At 69.3% G+C, this 15954-nt stretch carries 16 protein-coding genes and 1 tRNA gene; 4 read left to right on the top strand and 13 right to left on the bottom strand.

Annotation, left to right across the window (positions count from 1 at the left end; translation table 11 throughout):
* The first annotated feature begins 373 nt into the window (after window positions 1–373).
* Complete coding sequence (gene dnaE / locus DFR50_RS20430; RefSeq protein ID WP_113891116.1) at window positions 374–3841, top strand: DNA polymerase III subunit alpha; 3468 nt, start codon at window positions 374–376, stop codon at window positions 3839–3841.
* A gap of 105 nt (window positions 3842–3946) precedes the next feature.
* Window positions 3947–4020, top strand: a tRNA-Gln gene (locus DFR50_RS20425).
* Window positions 4021–4303: 283 nt separating this feature from the next.
* On the opposite strand, the gene DFR50_RS20420 is transcribed toward DFR50_RS20425, so the two are convergent.
* Window positions 4304–4747 (bottom strand): hypothetical protein, encoded by a 444-nt coding sequence (locus tag DFR50_RS20420; protein ID WP_113891115.1) that lies wholly within the window; start codon window positions 4745–4747, stop codon window positions 4304–4306.
* Window positions 4748–4837: 90 nt separating this feature from the next.
* Between DFR50_RS20420 and DFR50_RS20415 the strand changes: the two genes are divergently transcribed.
* Window positions 4838–5089: a helix-turn-helix domain-containing protein gene (locus DFR50_RS20415; protein WP_113891114.1), complete on the top strand. Its 252-nt coding sequence runs from the start codon at window positions 4838–4840 to the stop codon at window positions 5087–5089.
* Window positions 5090–5139: 50 nt separating this feature from the next.
* Window positions 5140–5856: a hypothetical protein gene (locus tag DFR50_RS20410; RefSeq protein WP_147262825.1), complete on the top strand. Its 717-nt coding sequence runs from the start codon at window positions 5140–5142 to the stop codon at window positions 5854–5856.
* A gap of 468 nt (window positions 5857–6324) precedes the next feature.
* Here the strand turns inward: DFR50_RS20410 and DFR50_RS20405 are convergent, their stop codons facing one another.
* From DFR50_RS20405 to DFR50_RS20360, 12 genes are all read right to left on the bottom strand, one after another.
* Window positions 6325–6825 (bottom strand): hypothetical protein, encoded by a 501-nt coding sequence (locus DFR50_RS20405; RefSeq protein ID WP_113891112.1) that lies wholly within the window; start codon window positions 6823–6825, stop codon window positions 6325–6327.
* Window positions 6822–7178: a hypothetical protein gene (locus DFR50_RS32215; protein ID WP_170153308.1), complete on the bottom strand. Its 357-nt coding sequence runs from the start codon at window positions 7176–7178 to the stop codon at window positions 6822–6824. Before DFR50_RS32215 ends, DFR50_RS20405 begins: the two co-directional genes overlap by 4 nt.
* Before the next feature lie 2 nt (window positions 7179–7180).
* Window positions 7181–7498 (bottom strand): hypothetical protein, encoded by a 318-nt coding sequence (locus DFR50_RS20400; RefSeq protein WP_113891111.1) that lies wholly within the window; start codon window positions 7496–7498, stop codon window positions 7181–7183.
* Between the two features lie 11 nt (window positions 7499–7509).
* The gene (locus DFR50_RS20395; RefSeq protein WP_210208987.1) at window positions 7510–9861 is read right to left on the bottom strand and encodes a hypothetical protein; all 2352 of its coding nucleotides are present in this window, start codon (window positions 9859–9861) and stop codon (window positions 7510–7512) included.
* 299 nt (window positions 9862–10160) lie between these two features.
* Window positions 10161–10793, bottom strand: a complete 633-nt coding sequence (locus DFR50_RS20390; protein ID WP_147262823.1) for a hypothetical protein — start codon at window positions 10791–10793, stop codon at window positions 10161–10163.
* A complete protein-coding gene (locus DFR50_RS20385) occupies window positions 10790–11680 on the bottom strand; it encodes an HK97 family phage prohead protease (protein ID WP_113891108.1) in 891 nt (296 codons plus the stop codon). Before DFR50_RS20385 ends, DFR50_RS20390 begins: the two co-directional genes overlap by 4 nt.
* Window positions 11677–12552 (bottom strand): hypothetical protein, encoded by an 876-nt coding sequence (locus DFR50_RS20380; RefSeq protein WP_113891107.1) that lies wholly within the window; start codon window positions 12550–12552, stop codon window positions 11677–11679. The genes DFR50_RS20385 and DFR50_RS20380 overlap by 4 nt, the downstream gene beginning before the upstream one ends.
* An 84-nt stretch (window positions 12553–12636) precedes the next feature.
* Window positions 12637–13086 carry a hypothetical protein gene (locus DFR50_RS20375; protein ID WP_113891106.1) on the bottom strand — a complete coding sequence of 150 codons (450 nt, stop codon included), beginning with the start codon at window positions 13084–13086 and terminating at the stop codon, window positions 12637–12639.
* A gap of 12 nt (window positions 13087–13098) precedes the next feature.
* Window positions 13099–13485: a hypothetical protein gene (locus tag DFR50_RS20370; RefSeq protein WP_113891105.1), complete on the bottom strand. Its 387-nt coding sequence runs from the start codon at window positions 13483–13485 to the stop codon at window positions 13099–13101.
* Window positions 13482–13631, bottom strand: coding sequence for a hypothetical protein (locus tag DFR50_RS32210; protein ID WP_170153307.1), 150 nt, complete (start codon window positions 13629–13631; stop codon window positions 13482–13484). Before DFR50_RS32210 ends, DFR50_RS20370 begins: the two co-directional genes overlap by 4 nt.
* A 482-nt stretch (window positions 13632–14113) precedes the next feature.
* Window positions 14114–15613 (bottom strand): phage/plasmid primase, P4 family, encoded by a 1500-nt coding sequence (locus DFR50_RS20365; protein ID WP_113891104.1) that lies wholly within the window; start codon window positions 15611–15613, stop codon window positions 14114–14116.
* Window positions 15598–15774, bottom strand: a complete 177-nt coding sequence (locus tag DFR50_RS20360) for a hypothetical protein (protein WP_210208986.1) — start codon at window positions 15772–15774, stop codon at window positions 15598–15600. The genes DFR50_RS20365 and DFR50_RS20360 overlap by 16 nt, the downstream gene beginning before the upstream one ends.
* Window positions 15775–15954 lie beyond the last annotated feature (180 nt).

The raw sequence follows: 15954 nt of genomic DNA, 5'->3' as shown, positions 1-15954 counted from the left end.
CCGCGGGCTCTTGTCCTGATTTGGCGCCGTCTGGGTTTGGCGCCCGCCCGCTTGCGCCGGAACGGCGGAGCGCCGCCCGGCGGCTGGGCGTCGCCTTCTTCAACGTTTGCGCAGGCGGCCCTTGGATCGCCGCGTCGCCCTTCGGGCTCCTCGCGATGACCGCCGCAACGGCGGCGCCCTCGGCCGTGACAGAGTGACAGGTTTGGGCGCCCAGGTCCTTGAAAAGGCGGCGCGCCTGCCAAGACCGGCGCCGAAGCGAGAGGAGCGCAGAAGCGAGGCGCCGATATCCGAGATCGCTCGGGCGCGCAAAGCTGTGCGCGGGCGCGCATCCGCACTGTCCCTCCCCTCGACCCTCGCCCGCCCGCTTGCGACAATGCCGGCCATGGACTCCTCGATTCTCAAATCCGTCGGCTTCGTTCACCTCCACGTCCACAGCGCCTACTCCTTGCGCGAGGGCGCGCTGCCGATCGAGACGCTGGCGAAACTCGCCAAGGCCGACGCCATGCCGGCGCTGGCCATCACCGACACCAACAATCTGTTCGGCGCCCTGGAATTCTCGGAAAAGCTCGCCAAAGGCGGGATCCAGCCGATCGTCGGCGCGCAGGTCACGGTCGATTTCGGCGACGCGCCGCCGTCCTCGTCTCGTCTTGCCGAGACGCGCCTCGCGCGCGCGCCGATCGTGCTGCTGGCGCAGTCCGAAGCCGGCTACGGCGCCCTGATGAAACTCGTGTCGTCGCTGTGGCTCGACCCGAGGGACGGCGACGAGCCGCATGTCCCGTTCGCCGCGCTCGCGGGCGCGCAGGGGCTGATCGCGCTGACCGGCGGTCCCGCCGGCCCGATCGACCGGGCGTTCGGCGCGCACATGCCCGACCTCGCCGAGACCCGCCTCGGGCGGCTGAGCGGCGTCTTCAGCGACCGCCTTTATGTCGAACTGCAGCGCCACGGCCTCGACGCCGAGATCCTGATCGAACCGGCGCTGATCGACCTCGCCGACGCGCTCGGCCTGCCGCTGGTGGCGACCAACGAACCCTATTTCGCCGCCCGCGCCGACTACGACGCCCACGACGCGCTGCTCTGCATCGCCGAGGGGGCGCTCCTCTCGACCCCCGAGCGCCGGCGGCTGTCGCCCGATCACCGGTTCAAGACCCGGGCGGAGATGGTCGATCTGTTCGCCGACCTGCCCGAGGCGGTGGAGGCGAGCGTCGAGATCGCCATGCGCTGCGCCTACCGTCCGCTGACCCGCAAGCCCATCCTGCCGCATTTCTCGTCGGCGACCGGCGAGTCGGTGGACGAGGTCGAGGAGCTACGCCGGCAGGCGCGCGAGGGGCTCGAGGCGCGGCTCGCCCATCAGGGGCTCGCGCCGGGCCAGACGCGCGAGGACTATGACAACCGCCTCGCCTTCGAGCTCGACGTCATCGTCAAGATGAAGTTTCCCGGCTACTTCCTGATCGTCGCCGACTTCATCAAGTGGGCCAAGGCGCAAGGCATTCCGGTCGGGCCGGGGCGCGGTTCGGGCGCGGGCTCGCTGGTCGCCTGGTCGCTCACCATCACCGACCTCGACCCTATGCGCTTCGCGCTCCTGTTCGAGCGCTTCCTCAATCCCGAGCGCGTGTCGATGCCGGACTTCGACATCGACTTCTGCCAGGAGCGGCGTGACGAGGTGATCGCCTACGTGCGCGACCGCTACGGCGCCGACCGCGTCGCCCAGATCATCACCTTCGGCTCGTTCCTCGCCCGTGGCGTGCTGCGCAACGTCGGGCGGGTGCTCGAAATGCCGCTCGGCCAGGTCGACCGGCTCGCCAAGCTCGTGCCGCAGAACCCGGCCCACCCGGTCACCCTGAAGCAGGCGGTGGCGGACGAGGCCCGCCTGCAACAGGCGGCGGCGGAAGACGAGCGGGTCGCCAACATGCTCGCCATCGCGGAGCGGCTCGAGGGCCTCTATTCCAACGCGTCGACCCACGCCGCCGGCGTCGTCATCGGCGACCGGCCGCTGACAGAGCTCGTGCCGCTCTACCGCGATCCGAAGGCGTCGATGCCGGCGACCGAGTTCAACATGAAGTGGGTCGAGCCCGCCGGGCTCGTCAAGTTCGACTTCCTCGGCCTGAAGACCCTGACCACGCTGCAGAAGGCGATCGACCTCGTCGCGCGCCGCGGCGTCGCGATCGACCTCGGCAAGATCCCGCTCGACGACGCGAAAACCTACGAGATGATGGGGCGCGGCGAGACCATCGGGGTGTTCCAGGTGGAAAGCGCGGGCATGCGCAAGGCGCTCGCCGAAATGCGCGCCGACCGGTTCGAGGACATCATCGCGCTCGTCGCGCTCTACCGCCCGGGCCCGATGGCCAACATCCCCACCTACTGCGCCCGCAAGCTCGGACAGGAGAGGCCGGAATACCTGCACCCTCTGATGGAGCCGTCGCTGCACGAGACCTTCGGCGTCATCATCTACCAGGAGCAGGTGATGCAGATCGCGCAGGCGCTCTCGGGCTATTCGCTCGGCGAAGCCGACATGCTGCGCCGCGCGATGGGAAAGAAGATCAAGAAGGAGATGGACGCCCAGCGCGCCCGCTTCGTCGACGGCGCGATCGAGCGCGGCCTGACCCGGGCCAAGGCGGACGAGATCTTCGACCTCCTGGCCAAATTCGCCGACTACGGCTTCAACAAGAGCCACGCGGCGGCCTATGCGCTGATCGCGTACTGGACCGGCTGGTTCAAGGCCAACCACCCGGCGGAGTTCCTCGCCGCCTCGATGACCCTCGACAAGGGCAACACCGACAAGCTCGCCGAATTCCGCGGCGAGGCGATGCGGCTCGGAATTCCCGTCGCCCCGCCCTCGTCCAACGCCTCGGAGGTCGACTTCGACGTCCGCCTCGCCGCGGACGGCAAGGCGACGATCGTCTACGCCCTGAGCGCGGTCAAGGGCGTCGGCGACGCGCAGGCGGCGGCGTTGGTCGCGGCGCGGGGCGCCCGTCCGTTCGCCTCGCTCGCCGACGTCGCGGCGCGGCTCGATCCGAAGCTCGTCAACAAGAAGGCGCTGGAGAGCCTCGCCGCGGCGGGGACGTTTGACGAGCTGGAAGCCGACCGCGCCGTCGCGTTCGCCTCGATCGAGCCGATGCTGGCGATCGCCAACCGGGGCGCGCTGGAGAAGGAGTCGGGCCAGAACGCATTGTTCGGCGAGGCGGAGGCCGCCCCGCTTCGCGTCCGCGCGACGCCCTGGACCGAGGCCGAACGGCTCAAGCGCGAGTTCGACGCGGTCGGGTTCTTTCTCAGCGGCCATCCGCTCGAAGCCTACGATACCGCGCTGAAGCGGCTTCGCGCCACGCGCTGGGCCGACTTCGTCCGCTCGGTGCGCTCCGGCCACTCGACCGCGCGGCTCGGCGCCAGCGTGCTCGAGCGCGCCGAGCGGCGCACCAAGACCGGCTCGAAGATGGGGATCGTGCAGCTGTCCGACCCATCCGGCCAGTACGAGGCGATCGTGTTCCAGGAAGGGCTGAACCAGTGGCGCGACCTGCTCGAGAAGGGATCGGACGTGCTGGTGACGCTGCAGGCGAATGTCGAGGGCGAGGACGTGCGCGCCCGGATCGTCGGGGTCGAGCGCCTCAACGACGCCGCCGCCAAGGTGCACAGGGGGTTGCGCATCTTCGTGCGCGACGAGAGCCCGCTCGCCTCGATCGAAAGCCGGCTCCGCCCGCAGGGCGACGGCGAGGTGTCGCTGGTCGTCATGCTGGGCCCCAAGGAGGGCGAGGTGGAGATCCGCCTGCCGGGCCGCTACACGGTCAATCCCGCCGTCGCCGGCGCGCTCAAGGCCTCGCCGGGCGTGGTGGCTGTGGAGCACGTGTGATTGCGCGCGGGAAAAGCCGCTCGCGCGTCGCGCGAAAGGCTTGCGTCAGCGCTCCGCCTTCGCTATTGACGCCGCCTGCGCCGGACGCCTCGCCCCGGCGGCCGTTGGGGGATAGTTCAACGGTAGAACAGCGGACTCTGACTCCGTCAATCTTGGTTCGAATCCAGGTCCCCCAGCCACCTAAATCATTGAAATAATTATCTTTCGTAAACTCGTGTCACAGAGAGCCGGTTCTGTGTCACCGTCATGTCACGACATGGCGCAGAATCGCGCCGCGGCGCGGACAGGTCGCGATCGGCCCGCTGCTATCATCGGGCCGCCTCGCTGCTCGGTCGGTAGCGGCGTTGGGCGGCGGGACCGGCGAGGAAAATCAGGACGGCCTTTCGGCGCGATGCGAGAACGCGATTCGGGCGGATTGCCTTCCCTCTGATCCCACGACCTTCGGCTCACCGTCTTGCGAAATCAAAGACGAGCGCCGCGGCGATCCGGGTCGACCGCGCCGCTCTTGAGTCGCTTCAGATCGAGCACGGCGGACCAGAGAACCCGGTCCGCTGCGCCTTCGAGCCCATCGAGCTCGTCGTCTTCGACGAACAGCGCAGCCGCCTCGATCTTGGCGAGGATCGCGGCCGGCGAGGTCGCCTGTACCGCCTCGATTTGCGCCAGGACCGCACCCGTGCTTCCCGCCGCGCTTTCGGGCGCCCATGATCCCATGAACTCGGCCTCGACCAGGCCGCGAAGGCGATCAACCAGGCCGGTCAAGACGCCGTCGGCGCCCGGCAAGTCTCCAGCCGCGGCGGCCGGGACGGCGAAGAATGTGGCGGCGCCTGCCACGGCAGCGAACGCCGAGCGCCGGGAAACTAGCGGGTCCGCGTCATGAACGGCGGCGGTCTTGGCCTTTTTCGTCACTGTCTTGCCCTCCTGTCCGAGTGATGGTACATCATGCAAAATGCATGACGCTTTCGGTTACGTCAAGACAATTTGCATGAGGTTGGGCCGATGGAGATATCAGCCGCGCAACTCCGAGCGGCACGCGGGCTTCTGGGATGGTCGCAAACCGAGCTGGCGCTCGCGGCCAAGATCGGTCGCGCAACAATTGCTGATTTCGAGTCGGGGAAGCGCGGTCCCTACGCACGAACGCTCGATGTCTTGCGCTCGACCCTCGAAGGCGCGGGCGTCGAGTTCACGAACGGGGGCGAGCCGGGTGTGAAATTGAGGCGAGCTGCGCAGGAGCATGGAGCGACGCCATGATGAGCGATTGCCGGCCTCAGGCCCGTCTCCGGTGCAAGGCTTTCGAGGGTATGTTCAATCACACCGAGCACTGCGACGCGCTCTATTACCACGAAGCCGGACACGCAGTCGTCCGCTGTGCGCTCGGTCTTGGGATTAGCCGCATTGAGATCAAGATCGACGGGTCTAGCGGCCGAGTTTACGGCACTCAGAGATGGAAACGATCATTCGCGTCGGCAAAGCGACGCTTGCTGGCCGGCGCCCGGAACGCCGGCGACCTCCGTCTTTTCATTGCAATAGGCATCTCTAGCGCCGCGGGAATGGCCGCCGAGCGCAAGCTCGCAATCCTCGACGGCACTCCGTTGGCGCCCGAAGCGGCCGCCAAGGGCGGCCTCGTCAGCGATCACGACTATTGGAACATTGAGAATATCGAGAAGATGTTAGCACGCTGGAGACGGCCATTCGCATTCGAGCGGCTCGTTTGGTCCCGCGCTCAAACGGCCATGGACGACCCGCGCGTGTGGGCGGCGGTCGAGGGCATCGCCGAGGAGCTATCGATTGGTTGGGACGACGCCGACCGCGATGATGTCTATACGATGAACGGACAACGCGCGCGGGCGATCATGCGCAGCCATGGCGTCCGACCGGGCATGGCGCTTTGCCGACCCGCTACGAACGATCGTTCATTTCGAGCGGAGCCCGCTCCGGAAACTCCGGCCCCCCCTCGCAAGGATCATCCGCTCGAGCGGCTCGACGAACCGCCGGACGGCGGGCAGGTCGAGGCTTAGCACACAGGCGAACGCACGATTCGGAGACTTGCTCCAAGCGGCTCGACTCGACGGGTGACGCCGGCCGGCGACGGGAAGGTCTCGGCGATGGGCGGACGGGCGACTGCTAGTCGGGCGTGCCCGACGGCGACGCCGTCTGCCTTGGCGCGAGCTGGCGAATGGTCGGGCCGGCGAGCGGGCTGCGGCTCGACGGTGACGCCACCCCGAGGGCGGGTGGCACGACCCCAGGCGCGGGCTGTCGAAACGATCGCGGCGGCGGCCGGTCGGAGGGCGGCACAGCGGCGAGGGCCGCACAACGGCCCTGGCGCGGGCTTGTCCAACGATCGCGGCGACAGCCGGTCGAGCGGCCCAACGGTGACGCGGTCGAGCGGCCTGACGGTGACGCCGGAGGGCGGAGCTGAGGCCCTGGCGCGAGCTATCGACGGCGAGACCGGAGGGCGCTGTGGCCCCGACGCGAGGTGGCGACGATCAGGTAGACGATCGGGGAGACGGCGCGTCGGACGCCGTGGACGTGACGGCGCCCGGCGACGAGGCGTTGCGGAGCGCCTCGAGCGCGCGGCGCAAGGTCGTGAAGGCGCCAACCGAGCGGCCGGTGAGGTCGGCGGCGAGGTAGCGGCGACGGTCCGCGTGCACCACCTCGCCGGCGTAATCGCATCCCGCCGGGCGGACGCTGTCGCCGATCCGTAGGCGGACGGGACCCGGGCGGCGTTTGAGGCGGCCGGCCCTGGCCTTCGGCGGCTGGCGCGGCGCGGCGGCGCGCGTCGCCTCGAGCTGTTCGGCCGCCTCGTTGGCCTTGACGATGGCCGCGATGGCGGCGCGCTCGGTCGGAAATTCGCCGAGCAGCCGCCAGCGTCGATCGCGCGCAGCGAAGCGGCGGCCGGCGAGGCGGTGTAGGCCGCCGCAGGCGGACACGCCGACGAGCAGGCCGAGTTCGCCGACCCGGAGCCCGGAGTTCCCGCCGCCGCTCATGCGCATTTCGCGCCGAGCCGGTCGAGAACGACCGCGACGAGATCCTCGACGCCGGCGAGGAAGGCGTGGGCGAAGGGGTCGGACAAATCGGCCGGCGCGACGCCGATCAAGGCGGCGAGCGCCTCGTCGGTTGGGCGCGGCCCTTCGGCGGCGCGGAGCGCGGCGAGCGCGCCGCCGGCGATCTGCGCCGGGCCGATTTCGGCTACGCGCGCGAAGCGCCCGGCGGTCGCCCGACCGCTTTTCGCCCAGGCGAGTCCGGCGGCGCGGGCGGCCGATCGCGGCGCATCCGAGGCGCGGGCGGCGCACTGTGGCGCTGCGCGGCGTCGGACGACATGGACCCCCGGCAACGCCATTGTCAGGCCCTTCCGGCGCCCGCGGGCGGCGCGGCCCTGTTCCGCACCATCGACTCCAGTTCGTCGAGCATGTCGGCGGCGTCCGTCTGCGCCCGGGAGGCGATGGCGTCTCCACCCTGTCGCGCCGCGTTCTGCCGCAGGCCGGCGGCGAGCGTCTTGCCGAAGGCGAAAAACCGCTGCGGATCGATTGCGCCGCGGTCGAGCAGGGCGAAAAACAGCGAGCCCTGCGCATAGAGCGCGAAGGTTCGAACCCCGGCGAGCGCGGCCGCGGCCTCCTGAAGCGGCGTCAGCGCGCCGGGCGGGTCGTCGATGTTCGCCATGGGGTCGGTCCTCATAGTGTCCGGAGGCGGCGAGTGCCGAGCGCGGCGCCGGAGCGGACGGCGGCGTCGATGCCCTTCATCATGTCGGACCCGTTCGAGCGCCACCAGGAGGCCATGCTCGGGCCGTCGATCGCCGAGAGGTGGACGTTGGTGGTCGGGTGGATCGAGACGCCGCCCGGGCCGCCGGCGCCGCCGCCGCTCACCATCGCACGGAAGGCGCCGGCCTCGGCAGCCGGCATGATCAGCTCGTTGTGGTGCACCAGGGTCAGCATGTCCTGCGGAACGCTCCACATGCCGATATCGGCCGAGGCGAGGCCCTCGGTCGCGGCGAAGGCCGCCGCGGCTGCGGCGGGCGCGAGGATCGGGCCGATAACCGGGACTTCGCTGGCGCTCGCATAGGCGCCGGCGGCAGCGCGGCCGGCGTCGCCGGTGATAGCCTGAAGGTCCATCGTCTTCTTGGCGGCGAGACCGGCCGCCCAGGTGGAAATCATCTTCTCGACCCCGCGCAGCGATGCCTCGGCGATGCCGTCGAAGGCCTTCGCCGCCGCCTGGCGCAGGGTTTCGTGGCCAGCGGCCATGTCCTTGATCGCGGTGTTGAACACGCCGACCACCGAATCGATCGCCTTTTGCCAGGCCTGCGCCGACGCTTCAGCGGCTTTCGTCTGGGCGTCGCGCTCCTGGCGGGCGATGTCGGCCACCTCGTCGCGCTCGCGCCGCAGCAGCGCCAGCTTTTCGGTCGAGGTCAGCGCGGTCGAGGCCTCGAGCTCGGCCGCCGCCTTCTGGATGGCGGCTTTTTCCGTCTCCAGCGCGGCGACGGTCTGGCGCGCCCACTCGTCCATCGAAATCTTGTGAAGGCGCAGCTCGTCGTCGAGGATGTCGCGCCTGTCCTTCGCCGCCTGGCGGGCGGCGTCGAGTTCGTCGGCGAAGGCCTGGCGCGCCTGCTCGCCGGCGTCGCTCTTGCCCGACGCGCTGTCGGGAACCGTCGGATTGCCGGCGTCGCGCGTTCCCTGCGGCCCGACGCGCAGGCCGCCGGCGGCGACCAGGTCCTCCTGCGCCCTCTTCTGCGCCTCGAGCCGCTTGATGACGCCGTCGATCGCCGAATCCTGGTCGCGGAGGTCCGACTTCATCCGGTCCCAGGCGGCGATGGTCTCGTCGCTGTAGACGTTGCGCGACGCCTCCTTGATCTGGCCGACCATGGCGCCGTGCGCGGCGGCGATGTCGGCCAGCGCCGCTTTGGCGCCGGCGACGTCGAAGGTGAGCGCCGCCTTCGCCGCCTCGGCGAAGTCGCCGAGCTCGCGCGCCACCGCCGCGATCGCGGCGTGGAACGCGCTGGCGAGGAATTGGGCGGCGCGCGACATGGCGGTTTCGAGGTCGGCCGCGAAGCCCTGCACCACCCTGGACAGGCCGACGAAGCGGATCCCCATGTCGGCGACGACCTGATAGACCCGGGCGCCGAATTCCTGCGCCCAGGCGGACGCATCAATGATCGCCGCGGTGAAACTCTTGGCCGCGTCGGCGAGGATGCCGGTCGAGGTCGCGGCGTGTTCGCCGGCGCCGGTCAGTCCGTTGAAATCCTCGATCGCCGCCGTGACATTGCCGACAAGGTCGTTAATCACCTGCACAAGACCATCGGCGGCCGGCTTGAAGGCGGCGAAACTCTGCAACATCAACCCGTCGAACGTCGCCCGCAATTCGGCCATGTGGTCGCCGGTCTGCTGGAAAAGCTCGTTGGTTCCGGCGAGCGCCGCCTGCAGGTCGGGGCCGATCGCGGTCCCGGCACGGTGGGCGGCGGCCTCGAAATTGGCGAGCACTTCCGGGCCGCGGCTGAGACCGGCCACGATCCGCCCCGCGTCGGCGCCGAACAAAGCGACGCCGGCCTGCGCCTTGAACGCCGAATCGCGCACTCTCGAGAAAGCGCCCGCCATTTTGACGGCCAGCTGCGTCTCGGTCAGGTTCGCGACGTCGGCCGCCGTGAGGCTGATCGCCTTCAGCGCGGCGACGGTCGCCGCGTCGCCCTCGCGGGCCTTCTGTTGCATCGTCTGGAACGACTTGCCGAGGTCGTCGAGACCGAGGCCGGCGCGATCCGCGAACGGCTTCAGTTGGCTCATCTGCTGAAAGCTCGCCGAGGCGTCGCCGGCGGCGCGCTGGATCTCGGCGCCGAAGTCGGCGGCCTGCTTGTCGACCGTAACGAGATAGCCGGAAATCGCTGCCGCCGCGGCGGCGAGGCCGAGCGTCATTTTCTCGACCATGCCCTTGAAGTCGTCGAACGCCGATTCGGACTTCTTCATCGACACCTGCGCCGCCGACATCGAGTTCGACAGGGACGAGGCGAAGGCGGCCATGATCGATTGGGCCTCAGCCATCTTGCTATTGAGGTCGGAGACGTCTGCTCCGAACACGACAGATATGTCTTGTGACATCTATGGTCCTTTCAACCGATAGCCTGTGGGGCGCGGAATGAGGAAACTCCCGACCCCTTCCGGAGGCGGCCCGCCCGAGCTTCGAGCCGCAGTCGCGCCGCCCAGCGGGGCGCGGCGAAGATTCGGCCGGCGCGCCCATGTCCAAGCGCGCCGGCCCTGGCGCCCGACCTGTCGCCCGGCGCCGCCCGACCGGCCACAAACCCGGCGAGCAAACGAGGATTCGCGCGGCCTCGATCCGGTCATCATCGGCCGGGCGAGCGCAATTCGCGGCGGCCGCTGTCGACGGCGGCCCGCTCGGCGGCGAGTAGGAGCGGGACCGAGGTCCTCGCGACGCCGGCTGGTCCGATCTTCGCGACCGTCAGCCGGCCGCCGGTCGCACGCGGCGCTTTTGCCTGCACGAAGGCGAGTTGCGTTTGGGCGAGCGCCAGAACTCCGGCGCCGTTGCTCGCCGGGCGATCGACGAACGGCGACGACCAGGCCTCGCGCTCGACCGGCTCGAACTCGCGCGCCTCGGTGAAGACGGCGCCGCGAATCCGGCCGGCGCTATCGGCGCCGATCAGCGCGAACTTCGTCTTCGGCTCGTACTCCACATCGACGCTCACGAGCTCCTCGCGCCATTCGCTGCGCGCCCGGCGCAACTCCGTCGGAAGGCGCGCGACCGCGGCCGAAAAATCCGCGCGCTCGAGGCCCGCGACCATGACGCAAAATTGCCGCAACAGGCTCAGATAGCCGGTCGACATGCCGACGAGCCCTCCCGGCGAAACCGCGAGCTTTTCAACACGTCCAGGCAACGGCTGATCGTCGTAGTAGACCTCTGTGTCTGCCCACGCCCAACCGACGCCGCCGCCGGATATGGCGAAACCGACCACAGTCACGCCTTGCCCCCGTAATAAGCCCAGATGCGCCGCTGCTCTTCCTCCCGCACCTGGGCCGTGAGAAAGGCGCCGCCGAGCTGGCGGACAGCCGGAACCGCGGGCGCGGCGACCGCGCCGACGGCGGAGCGGTCGAGCCGGTCGAGCGCGGCCCGGCGGCTTGCGGGAGTGAAAGACAGTTCGCCGTCGGCGCCGCCCGCGCCGCCGCCGCCGCTGTCGCGAATCTTGCGGCAAATCTCGGTGGCGCGGTCGAGATGCGCCCGCGAGGCCTCGACCGATTTTCGCATGGTCGCCAGCGCCGCTTTCGGATCGACTCCGCCGTCCTGCGCCTCGTCGGCGAAATCGAGGGCGTCGACATGATGGCGCTCGGCTTTGTCGAGATGGTCCAGCAATTCTGCAATCGGAGAGAGCATCTTCGGCCCTTTCGTGGACGTGCGGGCGCGGCGCTCGACGACGAGCGCCTCTGGATTCGCGGGCACGGCGACGAGGCTGATTTCGAGGAGCTCCCAGGTCCTGAAGCGCGTCCCCCCGCCGCGAAGCGGCTCAATCTCGATCGGGGCGAAGCCGATCGAAACGGCCGACATGACGCCGGCCTTGTAGAGGCCGCAATATTCGTCGGCCTTGGGGGAAACGCCCGCCGGCGCGAAGGTGATCCGCGCCTCGAGCCGGCCGCCGACGATGGCCGCTTGCGCGGCGCCCACGGCCTTCGTCCGGTCGTGGTCGGCGAGGACGATCGGGTTCTTGAGGTACGCCCGCAGGTCGCAGCCGCCCGGCTCGACGATGTCGCCGACGCGGTCCGGCGACGCGGTCGCCGCGACGACTCTGATCTGGCGCGGGCCGAGGCCGGCGGCGTCCTTGACGACAGTGACGTGAAAAGTTCGGGACGTCATTCTTGGTTTCTCACGAGATCAGGCTGTCCGCCGGCGAACGGGTCGGCGCCTTGCGCGCCGTAGTCGGCCGAACCGCCGCGCACGAAGGCGGCGGCTTGCTCGGCCGGAACGAGCACGGTCTCCCCCGCGCGCGGGCGGTCGCGGCCCTCGATCTCGATGCCGTGCCGCAGGATGACAATGGGGACGCGCCCATCGACGTCGGGGGTCGGCGGGACGAACGGCTTGGCCGGCGAAGGCGGCGCGGCGGCGGGTTTGGGCTTCGGCCGAGGCGCCGGCGGAGGCGGAGGCGCGGCGGCGACCTTGGGCGCCGGCCGCGGCGCAGGCGCGGGGTTCGGGCGCGCCATTTCGCGCGCGCGCTCGATCGCGGCCTCGAAATCGTTGAGCGCCTCGATCGTCAGCATCCGAGTCGGCGGAATGAACGTGGACATGACCTCGCGCTCGAAGCCCTGGCGGCGCGCTTCGTCGTTCAGGTTGAGCATTTGCGCCTGGCGCTGGATCGCGCCCCGCATGGCGTTCGCGTACTCGAGCGCCGCCGCGTCGTAGCGCGCGCGCAAGTCCTGCCAACAGGCTTGCTTCGCAGCGCTCCGAAGGTCTTCCAGCTCGGCGAGCAGCAGCGGCTCCGCCTTGTCGCAACGCTCGAGGGTCAATCGGTGGCGATCCGCCAAGGCGTCGAGATCGGCGATCCGGGCGTCCGTCTCGTCGACCAGGAGCAGTTCGTCGCGCTCGCGCATCGCATCTGCTACGGCTGCTCGCGCGGCGTTCCGCTCGTTGCCGAGGCGCGCGAGGGCCGCCTCGACGTCGGCGAGCGCGCGCGGCGCGGGCTTGGCGCCAGCGGCGCGGATGTTTCCGAGGATGTCTGCAATCAGTCCCAAGGACTCGATCTCCTATTTTGCCGAGGTCGAGTGTGTCGCGGACCGCTTTGCAGTTTCCACCGCGAAAACTGCAAGAAATTATCTCTAGGTTTCAATGATTTCGAGGATCCGCCGCCAGGCGAGGCCCTGGCCGTCGGTGAGCCGCGCGATTCGGAACAATTCCAGTCGCAACGATGACGAGTCCGGCGGCGGCGACAGCGCGCGGTCGGCGAGCTCGCGATCGACCCGCAACCAGGCGCCGGCCAGATAGCGCCGGATCTCGTGTCCCAGCGCCTTCGCGGTCGCCGACGGCGCCGGCTGTCGAACGAGGGCCGCGGCGGCGCGGATCGCCGCGGCGCGCGCCCCGCGCGGGTCGCGGTGTTCCGCCAGGTTGCGCACCCAATCCGCGGCGGCGGGGGAAACGTTGAAAGCGATCAACGCGATCGTCGCCTCCGTCGAAAACGTATGATCACCCTCCGCCGCGATCCGGCAGGAGACGAACCGCGAAGCCGGCGAAAGGTCCGCGGCGGCGGGCGGCCGGGCTGGGGCGGGCATGGCGGCGCGCCTTCAGTTCGGCCGGTCGGGGCGGAGGAGGTCGCCCCACTCGGTCCCTTCGCCGGCAGTCTCGGCCTCCTGGCGCGCAATCTCCTTCTTGCCGGGGGTCGGGGCCGGCTTGGCCTTCGATTCCCACAAGGGCAAGATGCCCTGCTCGGGGTGAGGCCTCGCCGCCTGGTCCGTCGGCGCGAACGGCTGCTGGAAATAGCGCGCGAGCCGCACCGCCAGGGCGCCGGCCTTCTCCGCCTTGCCCTCGGCCTCGAGCTGGCGCATCGCGCGCAGACCGACGCTGAGCGGATCGCCGGGCAGGTCGGGAGGGGGCGGCGCAGGTTCTGGCCGGCGCGTCTTCGCGCCTTTCGGCCGGCCGGCGCCAGGTCGTTTATCGCCGTGCTGCGTCACTGTCGCCTCCACCACACAATTGGATCGGGCCAGCCTTCCGGCCCATCGAGCGCGTCGAGCCATACCGCCAGTTCCAAAAGGCTGATCGAAATTGCGGACGCCAGCGGTATGTCTCCGGCCGCCAGCGCGGCGTCAAAGATCTTCAACCGAATGTCCATCGGAAGATCGACAGTCGTGTCCTGCCATCCCTCTCTAACGTTCGGTTTCGATCGTGTGTTCATGTTGAATACCAAGATCCTTGATATTGAATTGGCTTGATTAAAGGCAGTGTTTTTTCTCGGAAGACTTTTTTTTCTGTGCGTTTTTTGGGTTGCGGTTACGGCGGGTCCGGCGCCCGGGGAATCAAACCCCCTACCCCCTGGACCCTTCGATCGGCGGTCGCGGACACATTGGACGCGATCAAGGATTACCGACGTCGTCAGGCGCGCGTGACGCGCGCGTGTACGTCCCAAATAGGAAGTCGTGTCCAATGTGTCCGACACGCCGATTTTCGATCGAAGGCTACCCGCCTCAGCCCGCCTGCCGCCCGCATGAGGACAAGTTTGCCGCGTCCCGCGTTTATCGACGTCTCCCCGCGCTCCAGCCCCGCGCGCGCAGACGTCCCAAACCGTGCGAAGCGTCCCATGTGTCATCGGTAGCCCTCGTCGGGGTTTGAAGAGGACTCGTCCGCCGGGGGTGTTTTCAGGCTCAACCCGCGGATCGCGCGCACTCCGCCAATCTTGTCGCGCGCGAAGCCGCGCGCCTCGAGTCGCTGTGTGAATTTTTTGGCGGACCCGATGAACTCGCCGGCCTTCGTCGCCCAATGACTCCAGCTCGCGAAGAGACTGGCGGACGTTTCCCAGGCTGCTGGGTTCTGTTCGCAACGATCGTCGATCCATGCGGCGACGGAATCTTCCGCCTCGAGATAGTCAGCGGTCGCATCGCGCACGGCCTGCGGCTGGCGCAAGCCCTCGGTCCGCCACTCCAGCGCGCCTTCGATCGCCCAGGCGAGAATGCCAGGCCATTCCGCCCGGAGCTTCTCCGCGAGCCCCGGATCGCGGTCCTCGGGCGGGATCGTCACTGCGAAGGGGATGAGATGAAAGCGCCGCCGGATCGCCTCGTCGACGCTGCGCAGGCCCGGCTTGTGGTTGCCCGCGATGACGAGCTTGAAGGTCGGCCGGAACTCGAAAAAGTCGCCGCGCATGAACCGCGCCGAGATCATGTCGCCGCCCGTCAGCTGCTTGATGCGCGATTCCGCCCAGCGCCGCCCGTCCTCGGTCTCTGTCGCGGTGACGAGCCGGGCCCCGCGCAAGCCGGCGATATCGGTCGGGTGACGATCGACCGCGCTCGCCGTGAACGTCTCAATCGGCGCGGTCCGCGCATAATCGGCCATGACGCCGGCGAGCGTCGCAATGAAGACGCTTTTTCCATTGGCGCCGAGGCCATAAAGAAAGAACAACGCGCTTTCCGTCGTCTCGCCGGTCAAACAATATCCGGCGACCCGCCGTAGGTAGGCGGCGAGCTCGGCGTCGCCCCCCGTGACCGTGCGCAGGAATTCGTCCCAGCGCGGGCAATCGCCGCGCGGTCCGACGGCCGCAATCTTGGTGATTTGATCCTCCTGACGATGCGGCTTCAGGTCGCCGGAGCGAAGGTCGACGGTTCCGGCCGGCGTGTTGAACAGCAAGGAGTCGAGGTCCCATTCCTCGGCCGTCGCCGCGAGCCGACGATCGGCGCGCGCAAGCCGCTCGACAGCCGCGACCCTCTTGGCGCTCGCGATGTCGACGGCGGTTTTCGAGTTCTGGCATTGGCGCGCCACGCTGCGATTGAGCGCCCGCACGCGATCGAAGCCGGCGAGCGTGACGTCGCTCACCCAACGCCTACCGTCGAAGATGAGGTATTTTCCCCAAACGGAAACGTATCGCAGATCCGCCTCATGCAAGGCCGCGAACCGAAGCGCGAGCGCCTCGTCGCTGAATTCCGGCGCCTGGCCCTCGCCGCCGTCCGCGCCCTCGTCGGTACTCGCCGGCCCGGCGCCTGGCCCAGCCCGGCCGCGCCGCGGCGGCGACGGCCCCTCGGCGCCTACGTGCGTCTCCGCCTCGCCGATCGCGACTTCGACGGCCTCGGCGATGGACTTCAGGGGATCGTCCATCGTTCGGCAGCCTTCCGCGCCAGATCGTTGAAGTCGGCGCCCGGAGGCGCCATCGCGACGGCGCATCGCCGGCCGGCGCGTTCGAATCGCCGGCGCGCGCATTCGAGCCGCGCGCGGGTGACGAACGGATCGGAATCCCCGTCGCCGAGAATGACCGTCACGTCCGCCCATTCGGGCGGCATGAGGCCCGGCGCGGCCGGGTCCGGCGCGCGCGACGGGACCCAGCGCCCAGGCTTCTCCGGATGCTGTCGGGCGACATGCAAAAGGGGACCGGAGGCGACAGGCAAAAGGGTACCACCTCGGCCTGAGAGGAGGCGCCTTTGGTTAACGTTTCGGCTGAG

The organism is Roseiarcus fermentans (assembly GCF_003315135.1).
Classification (GTDB): domain Bacteria; phylum Pseudomonadota; class Alphaproteobacteria; order Rhizobiales; family Beijerinckiaceae; genus Roseiarcus; species Roseiarcus fermentans.
Note: the sequence above shows the minus strand (reverse complement) of the source record. Positions and strands in the feature narration are given on the sequence as shown.

Excerpts from the sequence above, each read along its gene's own strand:
- dnaE (WP_113891116.1), top strand. The coding sequence starts at position 374 with ATGCCGGCCATGGACTCCTCGATTCTCAAATCCGTCGGCTTCGTTCAC.
- DFR50_RS20415 (WP_113891114.1), top strand. The coding sequence starts at position 4,838 with ATGGAGATATCAGCCGCGCAACTCCGAGCGGCACGCGGGCTTCTGGGA.
- DFR50_RS20410 (WP_147262825.1), top strand. The coding sequence starts at position 5,140 with ATGTTCAATCACACCGAGCACTGCGACGCGCTCTATTACCACGAAGCC.
- DFR50_RS20405 (WP_113891112.1), bottom strand. The coding sequence starts at position 6,825 with ATGAGCGGCGGCGGGAACTCCGGGCTCCGGGTCGGCGAACTCGGCCTG.
- DFR50_RS32215 (WP_170153308.1), bottom strand. The coding sequence starts at position 7,178 with ATGGCGTTGCCGGGGGTCCATGTCGTCCGACGCCGCGCAGCGCCACAG.
- DFR50_RS20400 (WP_113891111.1), bottom strand. The coding sequence starts at position 7,498 with ATGGCGAACATCGACGACCCGCCCGGCGCGCTGACGCCGCTTCAGGAG.
- DFR50_RS20395 (WP_210208987.1), bottom strand. The coding sequence starts at position 9,861 with ATGGCTGAGGCCCAATCGATCATGGCCGCCTTCGCCTCGTCCCTGTCG.
- DFR50_RS20385 (WP_113891108.1), bottom strand. The coding sequence starts at position 11,680 with ATGACGTCCCGAACTTTTCACGTCACTGTCGTCAAGGACGCCGCCGGC.
- DFR50_RS20375 (WP_113891106.1), bottom strand. The coding sequence starts at position 13,086 with ATGCCCGCCCCAGCCCGGCCGCCCGCCGCCGCGGACCTTTCGCCGGCT.
- DFR50_RS20365 (WP_113891104.1), bottom strand. The coding sequence starts at position 15,613 with ATGGACGATCCCCTGAAGTCCATCGCCGAGGCCGTCGAAGTCGCGATC.